The 16,364-nt window shown below is 44.0% G+C and carries 21 protein-coding genes; 20 read left to right on the forward strand and 1 reads right to left on the reverse strand.

Features of this window, described 5'->3' with window-relative positions; translation table 11 throughout:
* The first annotated feature begins 66 nt into the window (after positions 1-66).
* From darA to rsmI, 8 genes are read left to right on the forward strand one after another with little or no spacing between them, the layout of a single operon-like run.
* Complete coding sequence (gene darA, locus NYE62_RS00210; protein WP_004264734.1) at positions 67-396, forward strand: cyclic di-AMP receptor DarA; 330 nt, start codon at positions 67-69, stop codon at positions 394-396.
* Positions 397-408: 12 nt separating this feature from the next.
* On the forward strand, positions 409-849 hold the full coding sequence (locus tag NYE62_RS00215; RefSeq protein WP_004264730.1) for a DUF327 family protein: 441 nt from the start codon (positions 409-411) through the stop codon (positions 847-849).
* A gap of 11 nt (positions 850-860) precedes the next feature.
* Positions 861-1,850: a DNA polymerase III subunit delta' gene (gene holB, locus NYE62_RS00220; RefSeq protein WP_033575250.1), complete on the forward strand. Its 990-nt coding sequence runs from the start codon at positions 861-863 to the stop codon at positions 1,848-1,850.
* A gap of 2 nt (positions 1,851-1,852) precedes the next feature.
* Complete coding sequence (ricT, locus tag NYE62_RS00225) at positions 1,853-2,680, forward strand: competence/sporulation regulator complex protein RicT (RefSeq protein WP_004264723.1); 828 nt, start codon at positions 1,853-1,855, stop codon at positions 2,678-2,680.
* Positions 2,681-2,694: 14 nt separating this feature from the next.
* The gene (gene yabA / locus NYE62_RS00230; protein ID WP_004264720.1) at positions 2,695-3,054 is read left to right on the forward strand and encodes a replication initiation-control protein YabA; all 360 of its coding nucleotides are present in this window, start codon (positions 2,695-2,697) and stop codon (positions 3,052-3,054) included.
* Positions 3,055-3,114: 60 nt separating this feature from the next.
* The gene (locus NYE62_RS00235) at positions 3,115-3,858 is read left to right on the forward strand and encodes a tRNA1(Val) (adenine(37)-N6)-methyltransferase (protein ID WP_004264717.1); all 744 of its coding nucleotides are present in this window, start codon (positions 3,115-3,117) and stop codon (positions 3,856-3,858) included.
* Positions 3,845-4,144, forward strand: a complete 300-nt coding sequence (locus tag NYE62_RS00240; RefSeq protein ID WP_007409921.1) for a GIY-YIG nuclease family protein — start codon at positions 3,845-3,847, stop codon at positions 4,142-4,144. Before NYE62_RS00235 ends, NYE62_RS00240 begins: the two co-directional genes overlap by 14 nt.
* Positions 4,119-5,000 carry a 16S rRNA (cytidine(1402)-2'-O)-methyltransferase gene (gene rsmI / locus NYE62_RS00245; RefSeq protein ID WP_039253039.1) on the forward strand — a complete coding sequence of 294 codons (882 nt, stop codon included), beginning with the start codon at positions 4,119-4,121 and terminating at the stop codon, positions 4,998-5,000. Before NYE62_RS00240 ends, rsmI begins: the two co-directional genes overlap by 26 nt.
* A gap of 49 nt (positions 5,001-5,049) precedes the next feature.
* Here rsmI and abrB read toward each other — a convergent pair whose 3' ends face one another.
* The gene (gene abrB, locus NYE62_RS00250) at positions 5,050-5,340 is read right to left on the reverse strand and encodes a transition state genes transcriptional regulator AbrB (RefSeq protein ID WP_169510469.1); all 291 of its coding nucleotides are present in this window, start codon (positions 5,338-5,340) and stop codon (positions 5,050-5,052) included.
* Positions 5,341-5,822: 482 nt separating this feature from the next.
* On the opposite strand from abrB, the gene metG reads away from it, so the two are divergent.
* From metG to spoVG, 12 genes are all read left to right on the forward strand, one after another.
* Entirely contained in the window at positions 5,823-7,814 is a 1,992-nt protein-coding gene (metG, locus tag NYE62_RS00255; RefSeq protein WP_011996169.1) for a methionine--tRNA ligase, read from the forward strand.
* A gap of 76 nt (positions 7,815-7,890) precedes the next feature.
* Positions 7,891-8,658, forward strand: a complete 768-nt coding sequence (locus NYE62_RS00260; RefSeq protein ID WP_029326250.1) for a TatD family hydrolase — start codon at positions 7,891-7,893, stop codon at positions 8,656-8,658.
* Between the two features lie 134 nt (positions 8,659-8,792).
* Complete coding sequence (locus NYE62_RS00265) at positions 8,793-10,118, forward strand: G5 and 3D domain-containing protein (protein WP_099686894.1); 1,326 nt, start codon at positions 8,793-8,795, stop codon at positions 10,116-10,118.
* A gap of 134 nt (positions 10,119-10,252) precedes the next feature.
* On the forward strand, positions 10,253-10,816 hold the full coding sequence (rnmV, locus tag NYE62_RS00270) for a ribonuclease M5 (protein WP_004264696.1): 564 nt from the start codon (positions 10,253-10,255) through the stop codon (positions 10,814-10,816).
* Positions 10,806-11,687 carry a 16S rRNA (adenine(1518)-N(6)/adenine(1519)-N(6))-dimethyltransferase RsmA gene (gene rsmA / locus NYE62_RS00275; protein ID WP_004264694.1) on the forward strand — a complete coding sequence of 294 codons (882 nt, stop codon included), beginning with the start codon at positions 10,806-10,808 and terminating at the stop codon, positions 11,685-11,687. Before rnmV ends, rsmA begins: the two co-directional genes overlap by 11 nt.
* 172 nt (positions 11,688-11,859) lie before the next feature.
* Complete coding sequence (gene yabG / locus NYE62_RS00280; RefSeq protein WP_015416657.1) at positions 11,860-12,735, forward strand: sporulation peptidase YabG; 876 nt, start codon at positions 11,860-11,862, stop codon at positions 12,733-12,735.
* 211 nt (positions 12,736-12,946) lie between these two features.
* The gene (locus tag NYE62_RS00285; protein ID WP_003218330.1) at positions 12,947-13,207 is read left to right on the forward strand and encodes a Veg family protein; all 261 of its coding nucleotides are present in this window, start codon (positions 12,947-12,949) and stop codon (positions 13,205-13,207) included.
* Between the two features lie 162 nt (positions 13,208-13,369).
* Positions 13,370-13,558 carry a small, acid-soluble spore protein, alpha/beta type gene (locus NYE62_RS00290; protein WP_011996172.1) on the forward strand — a complete coding sequence of 63 codons (189 nt, stop codon included), beginning with the start codon at positions 13,370-13,372 and terminating at the stop codon, positions 13,556-13,558.
* A gap of 143 nt (positions 13,559-13,701) precedes the next feature.
* Positions 13,702-14,571 carry a 4-(cytidine 5'-diphospho)-2-C-methyl-D-erythritol kinase gene (gene ispE, locus NYE62_RS00295; RefSeq protein WP_007409927.1) on the forward strand — a complete coding sequence of 290 codons (870 nt, stop codon included), beginning with the start codon at positions 13,702-13,704 and terminating at the stop codon, positions 14,569-14,571.
* Positions 14,572-14,626: 55 nt separating this feature from the next.
* Complete coding sequence (gene purR / locus NYE62_RS00300; protein ID WP_004264666.1) at positions 14,627-15,484, forward strand: pur operon repressor; 858 nt, start codon at positions 14,627-14,629, stop codon at positions 15,482-15,484.
* Positions 15,481-15,861 (forward strand): 2-iminobutanoate/2-iminopropanoate deaminase, encoded by a 381-nt coding sequence (ridA, locus tag NYE62_RS00305; protein ID WP_004264663.1) that lies wholly within the window; start codon positions 15,481-15,483, stop codon positions 15,859-15,861. Before purR ends, ridA begins: the two co-directional genes overlap by 4 nt.
* 194 nt (positions 15,862-16,055) lie before the next feature.
* Entirely contained in the window at positions 16,056-16,349 is a 294-nt protein-coding gene (gene spoVG, locus NYE62_RS00310) for a septation regulator SpoVG (protein WP_004264660.1), read from the forward strand.
* Positions 16,350-16,364 lie beyond the last annotated feature (15 nt).

Below are 16,364 nucleotides of genomic sequence, written 5' to 3' on the forward strand. Positions count from 1 at the left end.
TTTCTCATAAGTTGCTATAATGAATGTAACGATAATGTTCTTTCCAACCTAAAGGGGGCCTAGAGAATGAAACTAATAGTGGCAGTGGTGCAGGATCAGGACAGCAACAGGCTTTTGAAAGTATTAACCGACCACAACTTCAGGGTGACGAAGCTTGCGACAACAGGCGGATTCCTTAAATCAGGCAATACGACGTTTATGATCGGGGTGGAAGATATCCGTGTTGATAAAGCGCTCAGCCTCATTAAAGAGAATGGCTGTAAACGTGATCAGATGATTGCCCCGGTATCCCCGATGGGCGGGAATGCGGATTCCTACGTTCCATATCCCGTCGAAGTGGAAGTCGGCGGAGCGACGGTCTTTGTCCTCCCGGTCGATGAATTTCATCAATTTTAAGGATTTGACGACGTGAAAATAAATTCTGACTTACGTACATTTATTGAGAAAAAGCAGCAGCCTGCTTATAAAGCGGCAGAGCTTTCCGGAACATTTAAAAGTTCAATGGACAGCCAAAGCAGTAAGCTGAAATTTGATCAGCTGAGCAGGTTCTTAACGGATATAGAAACGTTCGGGAAAAGGCTGACGAAGTCGAGAAACTTCAAAGACTTAGCGAAATTCAAAGGATTGGTAAAACGTTTTGTAAAAGAGGCCGTAGACAGCGGATTATCGCATGAGACGGAGAAAAGCTTTGACCTGTACGGAAGCAGCCGGACTCTGGGGCTTGTGAAAGAAATAGATGAAAAACTGCTTCAGCTGACAGAAGAAATGTTAGATCAGGAAAAACCGGCAATTGATTTGCTGGATCGAATCGGAGAAATAAAAGGTTTATTGATTAACCTTTACACATAGAGAGTGATACAATGGCAATATCATGGAAGGAAATGACCGGGCAGCAGCCCAGAGTGATGCGGCTTTTGCATAACAGCATTGAAAAGAAAAGGCTTTCTCACGCATATCTGTTTGAAGGCAAAAAAGGAACGGGCAAATTGGATGCCGCACTGCTTCTCGCAAAAAGCTTTTTTTGCCTTGAAGGCGGGACTGAGCCTTGCGGGGAGTGCCGGAACTGTAAGCGTATTGAATCCGGAAACCATCCCGACCTCCATGTGGTTCAGCCCGACGGATTATCCATTAAAAAGGCTCAGATCCAATCTCTTCAGGAAGAGTTTTCTAAAACAGGACTGGAATCGCATAAAAAGCTGTACATTATATCCCATGCGGATCAAATGACGACAAATGCGGCAAACAGTCTGCTGAAATTTTTAGAGGAGCCGAGTCAAGATACCATCGCAATTCTTATTACTGAGCAGCTTCACCGAATACTGGATACCATCGTTTCGAGATGTCAGGTTCTTCCGTTCCAGCCGCTTCAGCCGAAAGCCATAGAGGAAAGACTGATTGAACAGGAAGTGAGCCTTCACATGGCCCGGCTCTTAGCAAATATGACAAATAATATTGCGGAAGCAGTCGAATTAAGTCGAAATGATGAGTTTGCAGAGTCCAGAGCGAAAGTGATAAAATTGTATGAAGTCTTACATCAGCGGAAAGGACATGCCTTTTTCTTCATTCAGGATCAGTGGGTGCCCTTTTTCAAAGAAAAAACCCATCAAGAAATGGGTCTTGATATGCTCTTATTGATATACCGTGATGTATTATCCATCCAAATTGGAAATGAAGATAAACTGATTTATCAAGACTTATTCCAATCAATAAAACAGCATGCGCTGCAATTTACACAACAAAGCGTTACGAACCAAATTCTCGCTGTTTTAGAAGCAAAAAAACGGCTTCATTCCAATGTGAATGTGCAGGGATTAATGGAGCACTTGGTGTTAACGTTGCAGGAGGGATAAGCTTGTACAACGTAATAGGCGTCCGCTTTAAAAAAGCGGGGAAAATTTATTATTTTGATCCGAACGGATTTGATATAGAACAAGACAGCTGCGTCATTGTTGAAACCGTAAGAGGTGTCGAATACGGGCAGGTTGTCATCGCAAATAAACAAGTGGACGAGCATGATGTTGTGCTTCCGCTTCGAAAGGTCATACGCGTTGCTGATGAACGCGATCTTCTCATTGTAGAAGAAAACAAACAGGAGGCCCTGTCCGCTTTTGAAGTGTGTCAGAAAAAAGTGGCTGACCACGGCTTAGATATGAAGCTGGTTGATGTTGAGTTTACATTTGACCGCAATAAAGTCATTTTTTACTTTACAGCAGACGGACGGGTTGATTTCAGGGAATTGGTCAAAGACTTGGCTTCTATCTTTAAAACGAGAATCGAATTGCGCCAAATCGGGGTGAGGGACGAGGCGAAAATGCTCGGCGGTATCGGACCATGCGGGAGAATGCTTTGCTGCTCCACGTTCCTCGGTGATTTTGAACCGGTGTCCATCAAAATGGCGAAGGATCAAAATTTATCGTTGAACCCAACGAAGATTTCCGGTCTGTGCGGCCGTTTGATGTGCTGTTTGAAGTACGAAAATGATGAGTATGAGACGGCAAAAGAACAGCTGCCGGATTTAGGCGAAATGATTACGACGGCAAACGGCCCCGCAAAGGTTGTCGGTCTTAATATTCTGGAACGGGTGCTTCAGGTGGAACTGAAGAATCGTGAAAAAGTGATAGAATATACTTGGGAAGAGCTCTTGGAAGAGGGCGTCGTATCCGCACAAACCACAGATTAACGAGGTGTGGAACCTTGGATAAAAAAGAGTTATTTGATACTGTCATAAACCTGGAGGAACAAATCGGTTCGCTGTACCGTCAGCTGGGTGACTTAAAGCAGCATATCGGCGAAATGATTGAAGAGAATCACCATCTTCAGCTTGAAAATAAGCATTTGCGTAAGCGGCTTGATGATACGACAGAGCAAATTGAGAAATTCAAAGCCGATCAGAAAGAAACAAAAACACAGAAGGCAGAGCAGAGTGATATAGGAGAAGGGTACGACAATCTGGCCCGGCTGTATCAAGAAGGCTTTCATATTTGCAACGTCCATTATGGGAGCGTCCGCAAGGGAGATTGCCTTTTTTGTCTGTCCTTCTTAAATAAAAAATAAGGAAAAGGCTTCCGCTGATGTCGGAAGCCTTTTTCAAAGAGTGCCGAAAGGAATAAGATTATGGTTTCATTACGTGATGATGAAAGATTGGATTACTTATTAGCAGAGGATATGAAAATAGTACAGAGTCCGACGGTTTTCGCTTTTTCATTAGATGCCGTGCTGCTGTCTAAGTTTGCATACGTTCCGATTCAAAAGGGGAACATCGTTGATTTATGCACGGGGAACGGCATTGTGCCGCTTTTGCTCAGCACAAGGTCAAAAGCCGATATCACCGGGGTTGAAATTCAGGAACGCTTGTATGATATGGCGCTCCGAAGCGTGGAATACAACGGGCTGGGCGGTCAGATCAGTCTCATTCATGATGATCTGAAAAATATGCCGGAAAGACTCGGACATAATAAATATGATGTTGTCACCTGCAATCCGCCTTATTTTAAAACACCGAAAGAGGCGGAGCAGAACCTGAACGAGCATCTCAGAATCGCAAGGCACGAAATTCTTTGCACGCTTGAAGATGTGATTTCCGTCAGCAGCAAACTGCTGAAGCAAGGCGGAAAAGCGGCTCTCGTTCATCGGCCGGGGAGGCTTTTGGAAATCTTTGAATTAATGAAAGCGTACCGAATAGAACCGAAACGGGTTCAGTTTATTTATCCGAAACAAGGTAAAGAAGCGAATACCATTTTGGTTGAAGGAATTAAAGGCGGCCGCCCTGATCTCAAAATTCTTCCCCCGCTGTTCGTATACAATGAACAAAATGAATATACGAAAGAGATCCGCACGATTTTATATGGAGACAAATAGTCATTTCTTTTATGTGCTGCTGTGCAATGACAACAGTCTGTATGCCGGTTATACAAATGATCTGCAAAAACGGCTGAAAACCCACAATGAGGGAAAGGGTGCGAAGTACACAAGGGCGCGGCGGCCGGTTTCGTTATGCCATGCGGAATCATTTGAAACAAAACGGGAAGCGATGCAGGCGGAATACCGTTTTAAACAGCTGACCCGAAAGAAAAAAGAGCAATATATAGAAGAAAAACGACGCAGCAAGGAGGCTGTATATGTTAAGACGCCAGATGAGTTTTAACGGAAAATCTGAAATGGGAACTCTGTACCTTGTTCCTACACCGATCGGCAATTTGGAGGACATGACCTTTCGTGCAGTAGAGACGCTGAAATCGGCCGATGTCATAGCTGCCGAAGATACGAGACAGACGAAAAAGCTGTGCCATGTTTATGATATAGAAACATCTCTCATCAGCTATCATGAACATAATAAAGAAAGCAGCGGCCATAAAATCATTGAATGGCTGAAAAACGGAAAGAATGTGGCATTGGTCAGTGATGCCGGCATGCCGACAATTTCCGACCCGGGGGCTGAGATTGTGAGAGATTTCACCCAAATCGGCGGATATGTCGTTCCGCTTCCGGGTGCTAATGCGGCATTAACCGCGCTGACCGCATCAGGCATCACCCCGCAGCCGTTTTTCTTCTACGGATTTTTAAACAGACAGAAAAAAGAAAAGAAGAAAGAACTCGAAATCCTGAAAAAACGGCAGGAAACGATGATATTTTACGAAGCGCCGCACAGATTAAAAGAAACATTAACAGCAATGCATGATGTTTTGGGTAATCGAACCATCGCCGTCACGAGAGAATTAACGAAAAAGTACGAGGAATTCATCAGAGGAACCATCGCCGAGGTGATGGAATGGGCAAATGAAGATCAAATCCGCGGTGAGTTCTGTCTCGTTGTCGAAGGAAATCAAACCGCTGAACCGGATGAAGAGGAAAAGCCTTGGTGGACGGAGCTTTCTGAGAAAGAACATGTGGAGCATTACATAAATGAAGGATCTTCTTCCAAACAGGCCATAAAACAAACAGCGGTAGATCGGGACGTGCCGAAACGCGAGATTTATGACGCTTATCACATTCAATCATAAAAAAAACCGTTCTTGTATCGTAACAAGAACGGTTTTTGTATGAAATAGCTTATTTTTGGTTTTGAAGCTGGTTTTGAATTTCAGAGATGATTTGCTCAGCGCCCTCTTTGCTGAGTACCAATTTGCCGCCGGCAAGTTTAAGGTTATCGTCAGAAACTTCACCAGTTACTTGGCAAGTCATGTTTGGTTTATATTTTTTAAGGATGATTTTTTCATCATCAACATAAATTTCAAGAGCGTCTTTTTCTGCGATGCCCAGTGTACGGCGAAGTTCGATTGGGATAACTACGCGTCCAAGTTCATCAACTTTACGTACGATACCAGTAGATTTCATTAACAGTCTCCTCCCGAGAGATAATTATTTGTAGTTTATATTTTTCTTCGTCATTATTCGACAAAATTCCTTACATTCCTAGCATAACAAGGTTTCCAATAATCGTCAATCTTTTTGTTTGCTATTGTTTGTAAGAATTAGTTCTTATAGTAAGTAAAGCCTTGGAAATCCTGAAATAACAGGCTTTTTGACTGCTTTTTCGAACCTATTATCCTACTGAAAATCCTTTTAAATCAAGACTTTCGAACCAAGATGTTTTATATTAGTAGATTATAAACGACAAAATTCGACATGTTAAGACTTTTTTTAATTTCAATAAAAATTTTTAATTTTATTTACTCTTTTACGCGCAGTACGTATATATCCTTGATCTTAAAGGCTAAGATGGTATCATAGATAGAGGACAAATATCAATATTGTATATCAAATAAAACCGCTCTCGTCCTTTGGGCGTGAGCTTTTCGACATTCTGAATGGGAGGTTGCAACATGCCGCAAGACAATAATACTTTTTATATTACAACCCCGATATATTATCCGAGCGGAAAATTACATATCGGCCATGCTTATACTACCGTGGCCGGCGATGCGATGGCGCGTTACAAAAGATTAAAAGGATTTGACGTACGCTACTTAACCGGAACGGATGAGCACGGACAGAAAATCCAGCAGAAAGCGGAGGAAGAGAATATCACGCCTCAAGCTTATGTGGATCGTGCAGTTGCTGAAATCCAAAAACTATGGAAGCAGCTCGACATTTCTCACGATGATTTCATCCGGACGACGGAAAGCCGGCACAAAGAAATTATCGAGAAAGTGTTTCAAAAACTTCTTGATAATGGTGACATTTACCTGGATGAGTATGAGGGCTGGTACAGCATCCCTGATGAAACATTCTATACGGAAACACAGCTGGTGGATGTGGAAAGAAATGAGAAGGGTGAGGTTGTCGGCGGAAAAAGCCCGGACAGCGGCCATCCGGTCGAATTAATCAAAGAGGAGTCATACTTCTTCCGCATGAGCAAATACGCAGACCGCCTGCTGAAGTTTTATGAGGAAAATCCTTCTTTCATCCAGCCTGAATCACGCAAAAATGAAATGATTAACAACTTCATTAAACCGGGGCTTGAAGACTTGGCCGTTTCCAGAACGACGTTCGACTGGGGCGTAAAAGTGCCGGGAAATCCGAAGCATGTCGTGTATGTATGGATTGACGCACTGTTCAACTATATTACAGCGCTCGGTTATGATACGGAAAATGATGAGCTTTACAAAAAGTACTGGCCGGCTGACGTCCACCTTGTCGGTAAAGAAATTGTCCGTTTTCATACCATTTACTGGCCGATTATGCTGATGGCGCTTGATCTCCCGCTGCCTAAGCAAGTATTCGCGCATGGCTGGTTATTGATGAAAGACGGAAAAATGTCGAAATCAAAAGGAAATGTCGTTGATCCGGTAACGTTAATTGAACGCTACGGATTGGATGAACTTCGCTATTACCTGCTTCGCGAAGTACCGTTCGGTTCAGACGGTGTCTTTACGCCGGAAGGTTTCGTAGAACGGATTAATTATGACTTGGCGAACGACTTAGGAAACCTTCTGAATCGTACAGTTGCAATGATCCAAAAATATTTTGACGGTGAGATTGGTTCATATGAAGGAAATGTGACCGATTTTGATTCAGAGCTTTCTTCTGTAGCCGGTGAAACGGTTAAAGCTTATGAAAAGGCAATGGAAAACATGGAGTTTTCAGTCGCTTTATCAACGCTATGGCAATTAATCAGCCGTACGAACAAATATATTGATGAAACTGCTCCGTGGGTGCTTGCTAAAGATCAGGAAAAAGAAAAAGAATTACGTTCCGTCATGTATCATTTAGCTGAATCTTTACGTATCTCAGCCGTATTGCTCCAGCCTTTCTTGACACAAACGCCTGAAAAAATGTTTGCCCAGCTAGGAGTTGAGGATCAGTCCCTTAAAGCATGGGACAGCATTCAGACATTCGGTCAATTGAAGAACGCGAAAGTGAAAAAAGGGGAACCGCTTTTCCCTCGTCTTGAAGCTGAAGAGGAAGTAGCTTACATCAAGCAAAAAATGCAAGGAACTGCTCCTGCTAAAGAAGAAAAGGCGGAAGAGCCGCAAGAAGCAGAGCGTCTTCCTGAAATTACGTTTGATCAATTTATGGATACAGAACTTCGCGTCGCAGAAGTCTTGTCCGCAGAGCCGGTGAAAAAAGCAGATCGGCTGCTGAAATTGCAAATTGATCTGGGCTTTGAACAGCGCCAAGTTGTATCAGGTATCGCGAAGCATTACACACCTGATCAGCTTGTGGGAATGAAGATCATTTGTGTAACGAATTTAAAACCGGTAAAACTGAGAGGCGAGCTTTCTCAAGGAATGATACTGGCAGGAGAATCAGACGGCGTTCTCAAAGTTGTAGCTGTCGACCAGTCATTACCGAAAGGCACTCGAATTAAATAAATAGATGCAAAAGGTGTTTCACGTGTAACATTCCGTCGAACACCTTTTGTTTTTCAACAAGAAAGGAGTTTTTATGATGCTTTTTGATACACATGCGCACTTAAATGCCGAGCAATTTGACACAGACTTAGAGGAAGTCATTGCGCGTGCAAAGGCTGAAGAAGTTGAACGAATCGTCGTTGTCGGCTTCGACAAACCCACTATCACGCGTGCGATGGAGCTGATTGAGGAATATGACTTTATATACGCTGCGATCGGCTGGCATCCGGTAGACGCAATTGACATGACAGAGGAAGATTTATCATGGATTAAGGAACTGTCCTCTCACGAAAAAGTCGTGGCAATCGGAGAGATGGGCCTTGATTATCACTGGGATAAATCCCCAAAAGACGTTCAGAAAGAAGTATTCCGGAAACAAATCGCTCTCGCCAAAGAAGTGAACCTTCCAATTATCATTCATAATCGTGATGCAACGGAAGATGTTGTCACGATTTTGAAAGAAGAGGGGGCGGAAGAAGTCGGCGGTATTATGCACTGCTTTACGGGGAGCGCGGAGGTTGCGCGGCAGTGTATGGATATGAATTTTTATATTTCATTCGGCGGACCGGTTACCTTCAAAAATGCAAAGAAACCAAAAGAAGTAGCAAAGGAAATTCCGAATGACCGTTTGCTGATTGAAACGGACTGTCCTTTCCTGACACCGCATCCTTTCCGCGGTAAACGAAATGAGCCAAGCTACGTAAAATATGTTGCTGAACAGCTCGCTGAATTAAAAGGGCTGACATATGAAGAAATTGCCTCAATTACAACCGAAAACGCAAAAAGACTTTTCCGCATGAACTGACAGAATGCGCTGTCGTAACGTGTAAAGGCTTGTCCGATTCAGTGGATATGTAAAACGGTTCTACAAGCTTCCTTCTCCTCATAAGATAGGTTGTCGATATGTCTCTCTTCCTTTTTTTGCTTTGTTTTTGCATAATGAGGGATACGCTGAAGGTTTTTCATCTTCGAGATGGGAGGGTTGACAGCATTTTAGATACTCTATATAATCTCTCCGAGGAGAAGGAGGCGTTTTTCATCACACAAAAAATGAAAAAACTGTTTTCCGTAAAGCTTGGTAAAAGCAAGGTTATTCTTATTGCAGCTATTATTCTGCTGGGCGGAACCGGGACTGCATACGGGGCACATGAGCTCTCAAAACAATCAGTTTCTGTTTCCATCAACGGCAAGAAAAAGCAAATACGCACTCATGCAAAAACGGTTGGGGAACTTCTGGAAGATTTACATATAGAGACGAGAAATGAAGACCGGATTACCCCGTCTAAGCAGACAGCATTGGCAGACAACATGAATGTCGTGTATGAAGCTGCAAAGCAGATCCGTGTGACAAGAGGCGGAGAAGAAAAGACTTTATGGTCAACGGCAAAAACAGTCGGCGCATTTCTGAATGAACAGCATACACCTGTGAATCAGCACGATAAAATAGATCCAGCAGCAGATACGAAAGTGACAAACGGCATGAAAGTCACGGTCGACCCGGCTTTTCGGGTCACTGTAAATGATGCGGGAAAGAAAAAGAAAATATGGACGACTTCGACTACGGTCGCTGACTTTTTAACGCAGCATAAGATGGACATGAAAGACGAAGATAAAGTAAAACCGGCATTACACGAAAAGCTCACAAAAAATCAGGCCGGCATACAAATCACTCGTATCGAAAAAGTCACCGATGTAGTTGAGGAAAAAATAGCGTATCAAGTGAAAGAAAAAGAAGATGCGTCTCTCGACAGCGGGAAAGAAAAGATCGTTCAAAAAGGAAAAGAAGGCAAACTTAAAAAGCATTTTCATGTTGTCAAAGAAAATGGAAAAGAAGTTTCAAGAAAGCTTGTTAAAGAAGAAACATCTGAAAAAAGCAAAGATCAAATCATTGCGGTCGGCACAAAGCGGCACAGTCCCAAGATTGAGCAGCTCAGTGCACCTGTGAAGGCATCTTCTGGCGAAACCGGATCTTCCGGTAAAGTGATTACCGTGTCTTCCACGGCTTATACCGCAAGCTGCAGCGGCTGTTCCGGCCATACGGCTACAGGCGTTAACCTGACAAGCAATCCGAATGCTAAAGTCATTGCGGTAGACCCAAGCGTCATTCCGCTCGGCACAAGAGTCCACGTAGACGGATACGGGGATGCCGTGGCCGCTGATACAGGCTCAGCCATTAAAGGAAGACGGATTGATGTCTTTTTCCCTGAAAAATCTTCAGCTTACCGCTGGGGAAAGAAACAGGTCAAAATAAAAATCTTAAATTAATTCCGATTCACTCAGAGGGTTTTGCGCCCTCTGTTTTTTTCGTTATAATAGGTAAAGTGTATTTTCAGTATATTAGACGTGACATGTAAGCAAAGGTTTCGTTTTGGATATAAAAAGTTTTTTTGGAGGAAGTAATGAAAATTAAAGAAATTATTGTAGTCGAGGGACGCGATGACACTGCGCGCATAAAACTTGCCGTTGATGCGGATACGATCGAGACAAACGGTTCCGCAATCGGAGACGAAGTCATCAGACAGATTCGGCTGGCGCAGGAAACGAGAGGGGTCATCGTACTGACGGACCCGGATTTTCCGGGGGAAAAGATCCGGAAAACCATTTCTGAAGCAGTACCCGGCTGTAAACACGCATTTCTGCCCAAACATCTTGCCAAACCGAAAAACAAGCGCGGCATTGGCGTTGAGCACGCATCCATTGAAAGCATCAGAGCATGTCTGGAAAATGTGCATGAAGAGATGGAGGCAAAGCCGAGTGAGATTTCAGCTGAAGATGTCATACAGGCCGGTCTGATCGGCGGACCGGCTGCCAAAAGACGCCGCGAACGATTGGGCGACCTGCTGAAGATCGGCTATACAAACGGCAAGCAGCTTCAAAAACGGCTGCAAATGTTTCAAATCAAAAGAAGTGATTTTATTGATGCGCTCGATGCTATGAGGCAGGAGGAACAGGATGAACAATAAAGATATCGCGACACCTATCAGAACGAAGGAAATTCTGAAAAAGTACGGTTTCTCTTTTAAAAAGAGTCTGGGGCAGAATTTCTTAATTGATACAAATATATTGGACAGAATTGTGGACCATGCGGAAATTACGGATCGGACCGGAGTCATTGAAATCGGGCCCGGAATCGGCGCGCTGACAGAGCAGCTTGCCAAACGGGCAAAAAAGGTCGTCGCGTTTGAAATTGATCAGCGCCTGCTGCCCATTCTCAATGATACGCTGTCTCCGTATGACAATGTAACGATCATTCATCAAGATGTGCTGAAAGCAGACGTCAAATCTGTCATTGAAGAGCAGTTTCAGGATTGTGATGAAATTATGGTGACGGCGAATCTCCCATATTATGTGACGACGCCGATCATCATGAAGCTTTTGGAAGAACATCTTCCGTTAAAAGGAATTGTCGTGATGCTGCAAAAAGAGGTCGCTGAGCGGATGGCCGCTGATCCTTCCTCTAAGGAGTACGGATCGCTTTCCATTGCGGTTCAGTTCTATACGGAGGCCAAAACCGTCATGACCGTCCCGAAAACGGTGTTTGTGCCTCAGCCTAATGTCGATTCTGCCGTCATCCGTCTCTTGCTTCGTGACGGCCCGGCGGTTGACGTCGATAATGAACCGTTTTTCTTCCAGCTGATTAAAGCAAGCTTCGCACAGCGCCGGAAAACCTTGCTTAACAACCTTGTGAACAATCTTCCGGGCGGAAAAGAGAAAAAAGCTCAAATTGAAGAAGTTCTTCAAGAAACGAATATTGACGGAAAGCGGCGCGGTGAATCCCTGTCCATAGAAGAATTCGCGCTCCTGTCCAACGGATTGCATAAAGCCCTTTTCTAAGAGGGCTTTTTGTTTTGCGTCACCACTTGGACTGCCGCTACATAGGCTAGAGGAGAACCTTATTCATTCAACTGCAAGAAAAGCTTGAAACATCAAGCGCCGCAGCGGAAAGAGGTGTATTTGCCAAGACTTCTTTCATGATGAGGCTTAGTCTATTTGTGGAGTGGGTAACGTGCAATTTCAAATAGGAGATATGGTAGCCAGGAAATCCTATCAAATGGATGTTTTATTTCGCATTATCGGTATAGAACAAACAAACAACGGAAATTCAATTGCCATCCTGCATGGTGACGAAGTCAGATTGATTGCGGATGCTGATTTTTCTGATTTGGAGCCTGTCAGAAAAGACGAACAGGCCATGAGAAAGAAAAGAGATGAAAGCAGGATGAATGAATCTCTCGAGCTGCTCCGCCAGGATTATAAGCTGCTTCGGGAAAAACAGGAATATTATGCGACAAATCAATATCAGCATCAGGAGCACTACTTTCATATGCCCGGAAAGGTATTGCATCTGGACGGCGATGAGGCCTATTTGAAAAAGTGCCTGAACTTTTATGAAAAAATCGGTGTGCCGGTATACGGAATTCATTGCCATGAGAAAAAAATGCCGGCATCAATTGACGAGCTGCTTGATAAATACAGGCCGGATATTTTAGTCATCACCGGCCATGATGCATATTCCAAGCATAAGGGAGGCGTGAACGATTTAAGCGCCTACAGGCATTCCAAACACTTTGTCGAAACCGTTCAAAGAGCGAGGCGTAAAGTCCCTCATTTGGATCAGCTGGTCATATTCGCGGGGGCGTGCCAATCTCATTTCGAGTCTTTAATCAGAGCGGGCGCGAATTTCGCAAGTTCGCCGTCACGCGTCAATATCCACGCGCTTGACCCGGTATATATTGTCGCGAAAATCAGCTTCACTCCGTTTATGGAGCGGATCAATGTATGGGATGTTCTGAGAAATACGCTGACGAGAGAGAAAGGGCTGGGAGGAATTGAAACGAAGGGTGTGCTGCGTGTCGGTATGCCGTATAAATCAAATGGATGAGTGATAAAACCCGCATATATTTCGCTATGCGGGTTAATTATTTTACATATTGATACATAAATTTCCGGAACTTGTGAAAAATAACGCAGAAATCAATAGAATTTTGTCAAAATAATTTTGTTGACAATGACTTATTAACGTTGATATAATTTAAATTTTATTTGACAAAATTGGGCTCTTGTTGTACAATAAATGTAGTGAGGTGGATGCAATGGCGAAGACGTTGTCCGATATAAAAAGATCGCTTGATGGGAATTTAGGTAAACGGCTTACGTTAAAAGCAAACGGCGGCCGCCGAAAAACGATTGAGCGTTCGGGCATTTTAGCTGAGACGTACCCTTCTGTTTTTGTGATACAACTAGATCAAGACGAGAATTCGTTTGAAAGAGTTTCATACAGTTATGCTGATATTCTGACTGAGACTGTTGAATTGACATTCAATGACGATGCGGCAAGCTCAGTAGCATTTTAATGGGCAGTGAACCTTTTGTTTACTGCTTTTTGTTTTGCCTTCTAAAGCTCTTCTAATTATTCCCTCGAAAGTTTCAGCCGATTAAACGGAAGCTATAAGTGTCACATGTTTTATCGTGGCGTGCACGAATGGTGATCAATTCTATAAAAGGGGTTGTTTCGTTTGGGCAGACGTCGTGGAGTTATGTCAGATGAGTTCAAATATGAGCTGGCGAAGGACCTTGGTTTTTACGATACGGTGAAAAACGAGGGCTGGGGAGGCATTCGGGCGCGTGACGCCGGGAATATGGTAAAACGCGCGATTGAGATTGCCGAACAGCAGATGGCGGCTCAGAACCAAAATAACCGATAATGCAGTGGCCCGGGGGACAATCCGTTCCCCGGTTTTTTCTATCGGCATTCAAAACCGGCGTCAATTTCGGATAAGTACCTCCGGGTCTCCAAATGTGATACAATGTTCATACTTATGTTTAGATGGAGAAGTAGGTGAAAGCTATGCGTATTTTAGAAAAAGCGCCGGCCAAAATCAATCTGTCCCTCGATGTGACGAGTAAACGCCCGGATGGTTATCACGAAGTGGAGATGATCATGACGACAATTGATTTGGCAGATCGGATTGAACTGACAGAACTGCCCGAAAACGTTATCAGAGTGGCGTCGCATAATCGCTTTGTTCCGGATGATCAAAGGAATCTGGCTTATCAGGCAGCCAAACTGCTTAAAGAACGGTTTCAAGTCAAAAAAGGCGTTTCCATTATGATTACAAAAGTGATTCCTGTAGCGGCAGGGCTTGCCGGCGGAAGCAGCGATGCGGCAGCCACGCTCAGAGGGCTGAACAGGCTTTGGGATTTAAAGCTTTCTGTCGAAGAGCTCGCGGAGCTTGGAGCTGAAATCGGTTCAGACGTGTCCTTCTGTGTATACGGGGGCACTGCTCTGGCAACCGGACGCGGTGAGAAGATCAGGCACATCAGTGCTCCGCCTCATTGCTGGGTCGTGCTCGCCAAACCGACGATCGGGGTATCGACTGCCGAAGTGTACCGCCGGCTGAACTTACAGCAGGTTCGGCATCCTGATGTGCAGGCGATGATTGACGCGATTGAAGAAAAAAGCTTCCAAAAGGTATGCGGACAATTAGGAAACGTATTGGAGTCGGTTACGCTCAGCCTCCATCCCGAGGTGGCGATGATTAAAAATCAAATGAAACGCTTCGGCGCTGATGCGGTGTTAATGAGCGGAAGCGGACCGACTGTATTCGGTTTGGTTCAATACGAATCGAAGGTGCAGCGGATTTATAACGGGTTAAGAGGTTTCTGTGATCAAGTGTACGCGGTGCGGATGATCGGCGAACAGAATGCTCTTGATTAAATCCGTATGTTAAGTTATATTATTTTTAAATTATTCGGATTTTGGGGGTAAGTTCATGAAGTTTCGTCGCAGCGGCAGATTGGTGGACTTAACAAATTATTTGTTAACCCATCCGCATGAATTAATACCGTTAACGTTTTTCTCAGAACGGTATCAATCAGCAAAGTCATCAATCAGTGAAGATTTAACGATTATTAAACAGACCTTTGAACAGCAAGGCATTGGGACGCTGCTTACAGTGCCGGGAGCTGCCGGAGGCGTCAAATACATTCCGAAAGTGAAACAGGCTGAAGCAGAAGCGTTTATACAGGAGCTGGGACAGTCTTTAGTAAATCCTGAGCGTATCCTTCCGGGCGGTTATGTATATTTAACGGATATCTTAGGAAAACCATCTGTCCTCTCTCATGTAGGCAGGCTTTTTGCTTCCGTTTTTGCGGAGCGGGAGATTGATGTGGTGATGACCGTTGCGACAAAAGGAATCCCTCTTGCTTACGCAGCGGCCAGTTATCTGAACGTTCCGGTTGTCATCGTGCGAAAAGACAATAAGGTGACGGAAGGCTCCACGGTGAGCATCAATTATGTATCAGGGTCGTCTAACCGCATTCAAACGATGTCGCTTGCGAAAAGAAGTTTGGCTACGGGTTCGAACGTTTTGATTATTGACGATTTTATGAAAGCCGGCGGCACCATTAACGGCATGATCAGCCTGCTTGATGAGTTTAATGCAAACGTTGCGGGAATAGGCGTCTTGGTTGAAGCCGAGGGAGTGAACGAACGGCTTGTCGATGAATACATGTCACTGCTCACGCTTTCAACCATCAATATGAAAGACAAAACGATTGAGATTCAAAACGGCAATTTTCTGCGATTTTTTAAAGAACAGCATTTAAAGAATGGGGAGACAGAAAAATGACAAAAGCAATCCATACAAAACACGCGCCGGCAGCGATCGGGCCATATTCACAGGGAATCATCGTAAACAACATGTTTTACAGCTCAGGCCAGATTCCTCTTACTGCTGAAGGAGAAATGGTAAACGGTGATATCACAGAGCAAACGCATCAGGTGTTCAGCAATTTAAAAGCTGTGCTGAAAGAAGCGGGCGCTTCTCTCGAGACGGTTGTCAAAGCAACGGTGTTTATTGCTGATATGGAGCAGTTTGCGGAAGTGAATGAGGTGTACGGACAATACTTTGATGTACATAAGCCGGCAAGGTCTTGTGTGGAAGTGGCGAGACTGCCGAAAGACGCTCTCGTGGAAATTGAAGTCATTGCGCTGGTGAAATCTTAAATCTCAGAAAAGTGGTTCCGTCTCCGGGATCACTTTTTTTATGCAGTATATGATCCCCAAATATGGTTTATCACCTAATTGTGTATGTATATCCTATATTTTCAAAAAAACTTTTTGAAACGTGCAGGAATTTAAAAAGAATCGTGGAATTGTTAGACTAATGCTTTTATATAGGGAAAAGGTGGTGAACTACTGTGGAAGTTACTGACGTAAGATTACGCCGCGTGAATACCGATGGTCGCATGAGAGCGATTGCATCCATCACGCTGGATCACGAATTTGTCGTACATGATATTCGTGTGATTGATGGAAACAATGGTCTTTTCGTTGCGATGCCGAGTAAACGCACCCCTGATGGAGAATTCCGCGATATTGCTCATCCTATTAATTCCAGCACGCGGGGCAAGATCCAGGATGCTGTTTTAAATGAGTATCATCGTTTGGGTGATTCTGAAGCATTAGAATATGAAGAAGCCGGGGCTTCTTAAACATAACAAAATGTA

Source organism: Bacillus sp. FSL K6-2861, assembly GCF_038630725.1.
GTDB lineage: Bacteria > Bacillota > Bacilli > Bacillales > Bacillaceae > Bacillus > Bacillus velezensis.

Excerpts from the sequence above, each read along its gene's own strand:
- darA (WP_004264734.1), top strand. The coding sequence starts at position 67 with ATGAAACTAATAGTGGCAGTGGTGCAGGATCAGGACAGCAACAGGCTT.
- ispE (WP_007409927.1), top strand. The coding sequence starts at position 13,702 with ATGCGTATTTTAGAAAAAGCGCCGGCCAAAATCAATCTGTCCCTCGAT.
- ridA (WP_004264663.1), top strand. The coding sequence starts at position 15,481 with ATGACAAAAGCAATCCATACAAAACACGCGCCGGCAGCGATCGGGCCA.
- NYE62_RS00235 (WP_004264717.1), top strand. The coding sequence starts at position 3,115 with ATGGTTTCATTACGTGATGATGAAAGATTGGATTACTTATTAGCAGAG.
- rsmI (WP_039253039.1), top strand. The coding sequence starts at position 4,119 with ATGTTAAGACGCCAGATGAGTTTTAACGGAAAATCTGAAATGGGAACT.
- NYE62_RS00285 (WP_003218330.1), top strand. The coding sequence starts at position 12,947 with ATGGCGAAGACGTTGTCCGATATAAAAAGATCGCTTGATGGGAATTTA.
- rsmA (WP_004264694.1), top strand. The coding sequence starts at position 10,806 with ATGAACAATAAAGATATCGCGACACCTATCAGAACGAAGGAAATTCTG.
- purR (WP_004264666.1), top strand. The coding sequence starts at position 14,627 with ATGAAGTTTCGTCGCAGCGGCAGATTGGTGGACTTAACAAATTATTTG.
- NYE62_RS00240 (WP_007409921.1), top strand. The coding sequence starts at position 3,845 with ATGGAGACAAATAGTCATTTCTTTTATGTGCTGCTGTGCAATGACAAC.
- NYE62_RS00265 (WP_099686894.1), top strand. The coding sequence starts at position 8,793 with ATGAGGGATACGCTGAAGGTTTTTCATCTTCGAGATGGGAGGGTTGAC.
- holB (WP_033575250.1), top strand. The coding sequence starts at position 861 with ATGGCAATATCATGGAAGGAAATGACCGGGCAGCAGCCCAGAGTGATG.
- NYE62_RS00260 (WP_029326250.1), top strand. The coding sequence starts at position 7,891 with ATGCTTTTTGATACACATGCGCACTTAAATGCCGAGCAATTTGACACA.
- metG (WP_011996169.1), top strand. The coding sequence starts at position 5,823 with ATGCCGCAAGACAATAATACTTTTTATATTACAACCCCGATATATTAT.
- rnmV (WP_004264696.1), top strand. The coding sequence starts at position 10,253 with ATGAAAATTAAAGAAATTATTGTAGTCGAGGGACGCGATGACACTGCG.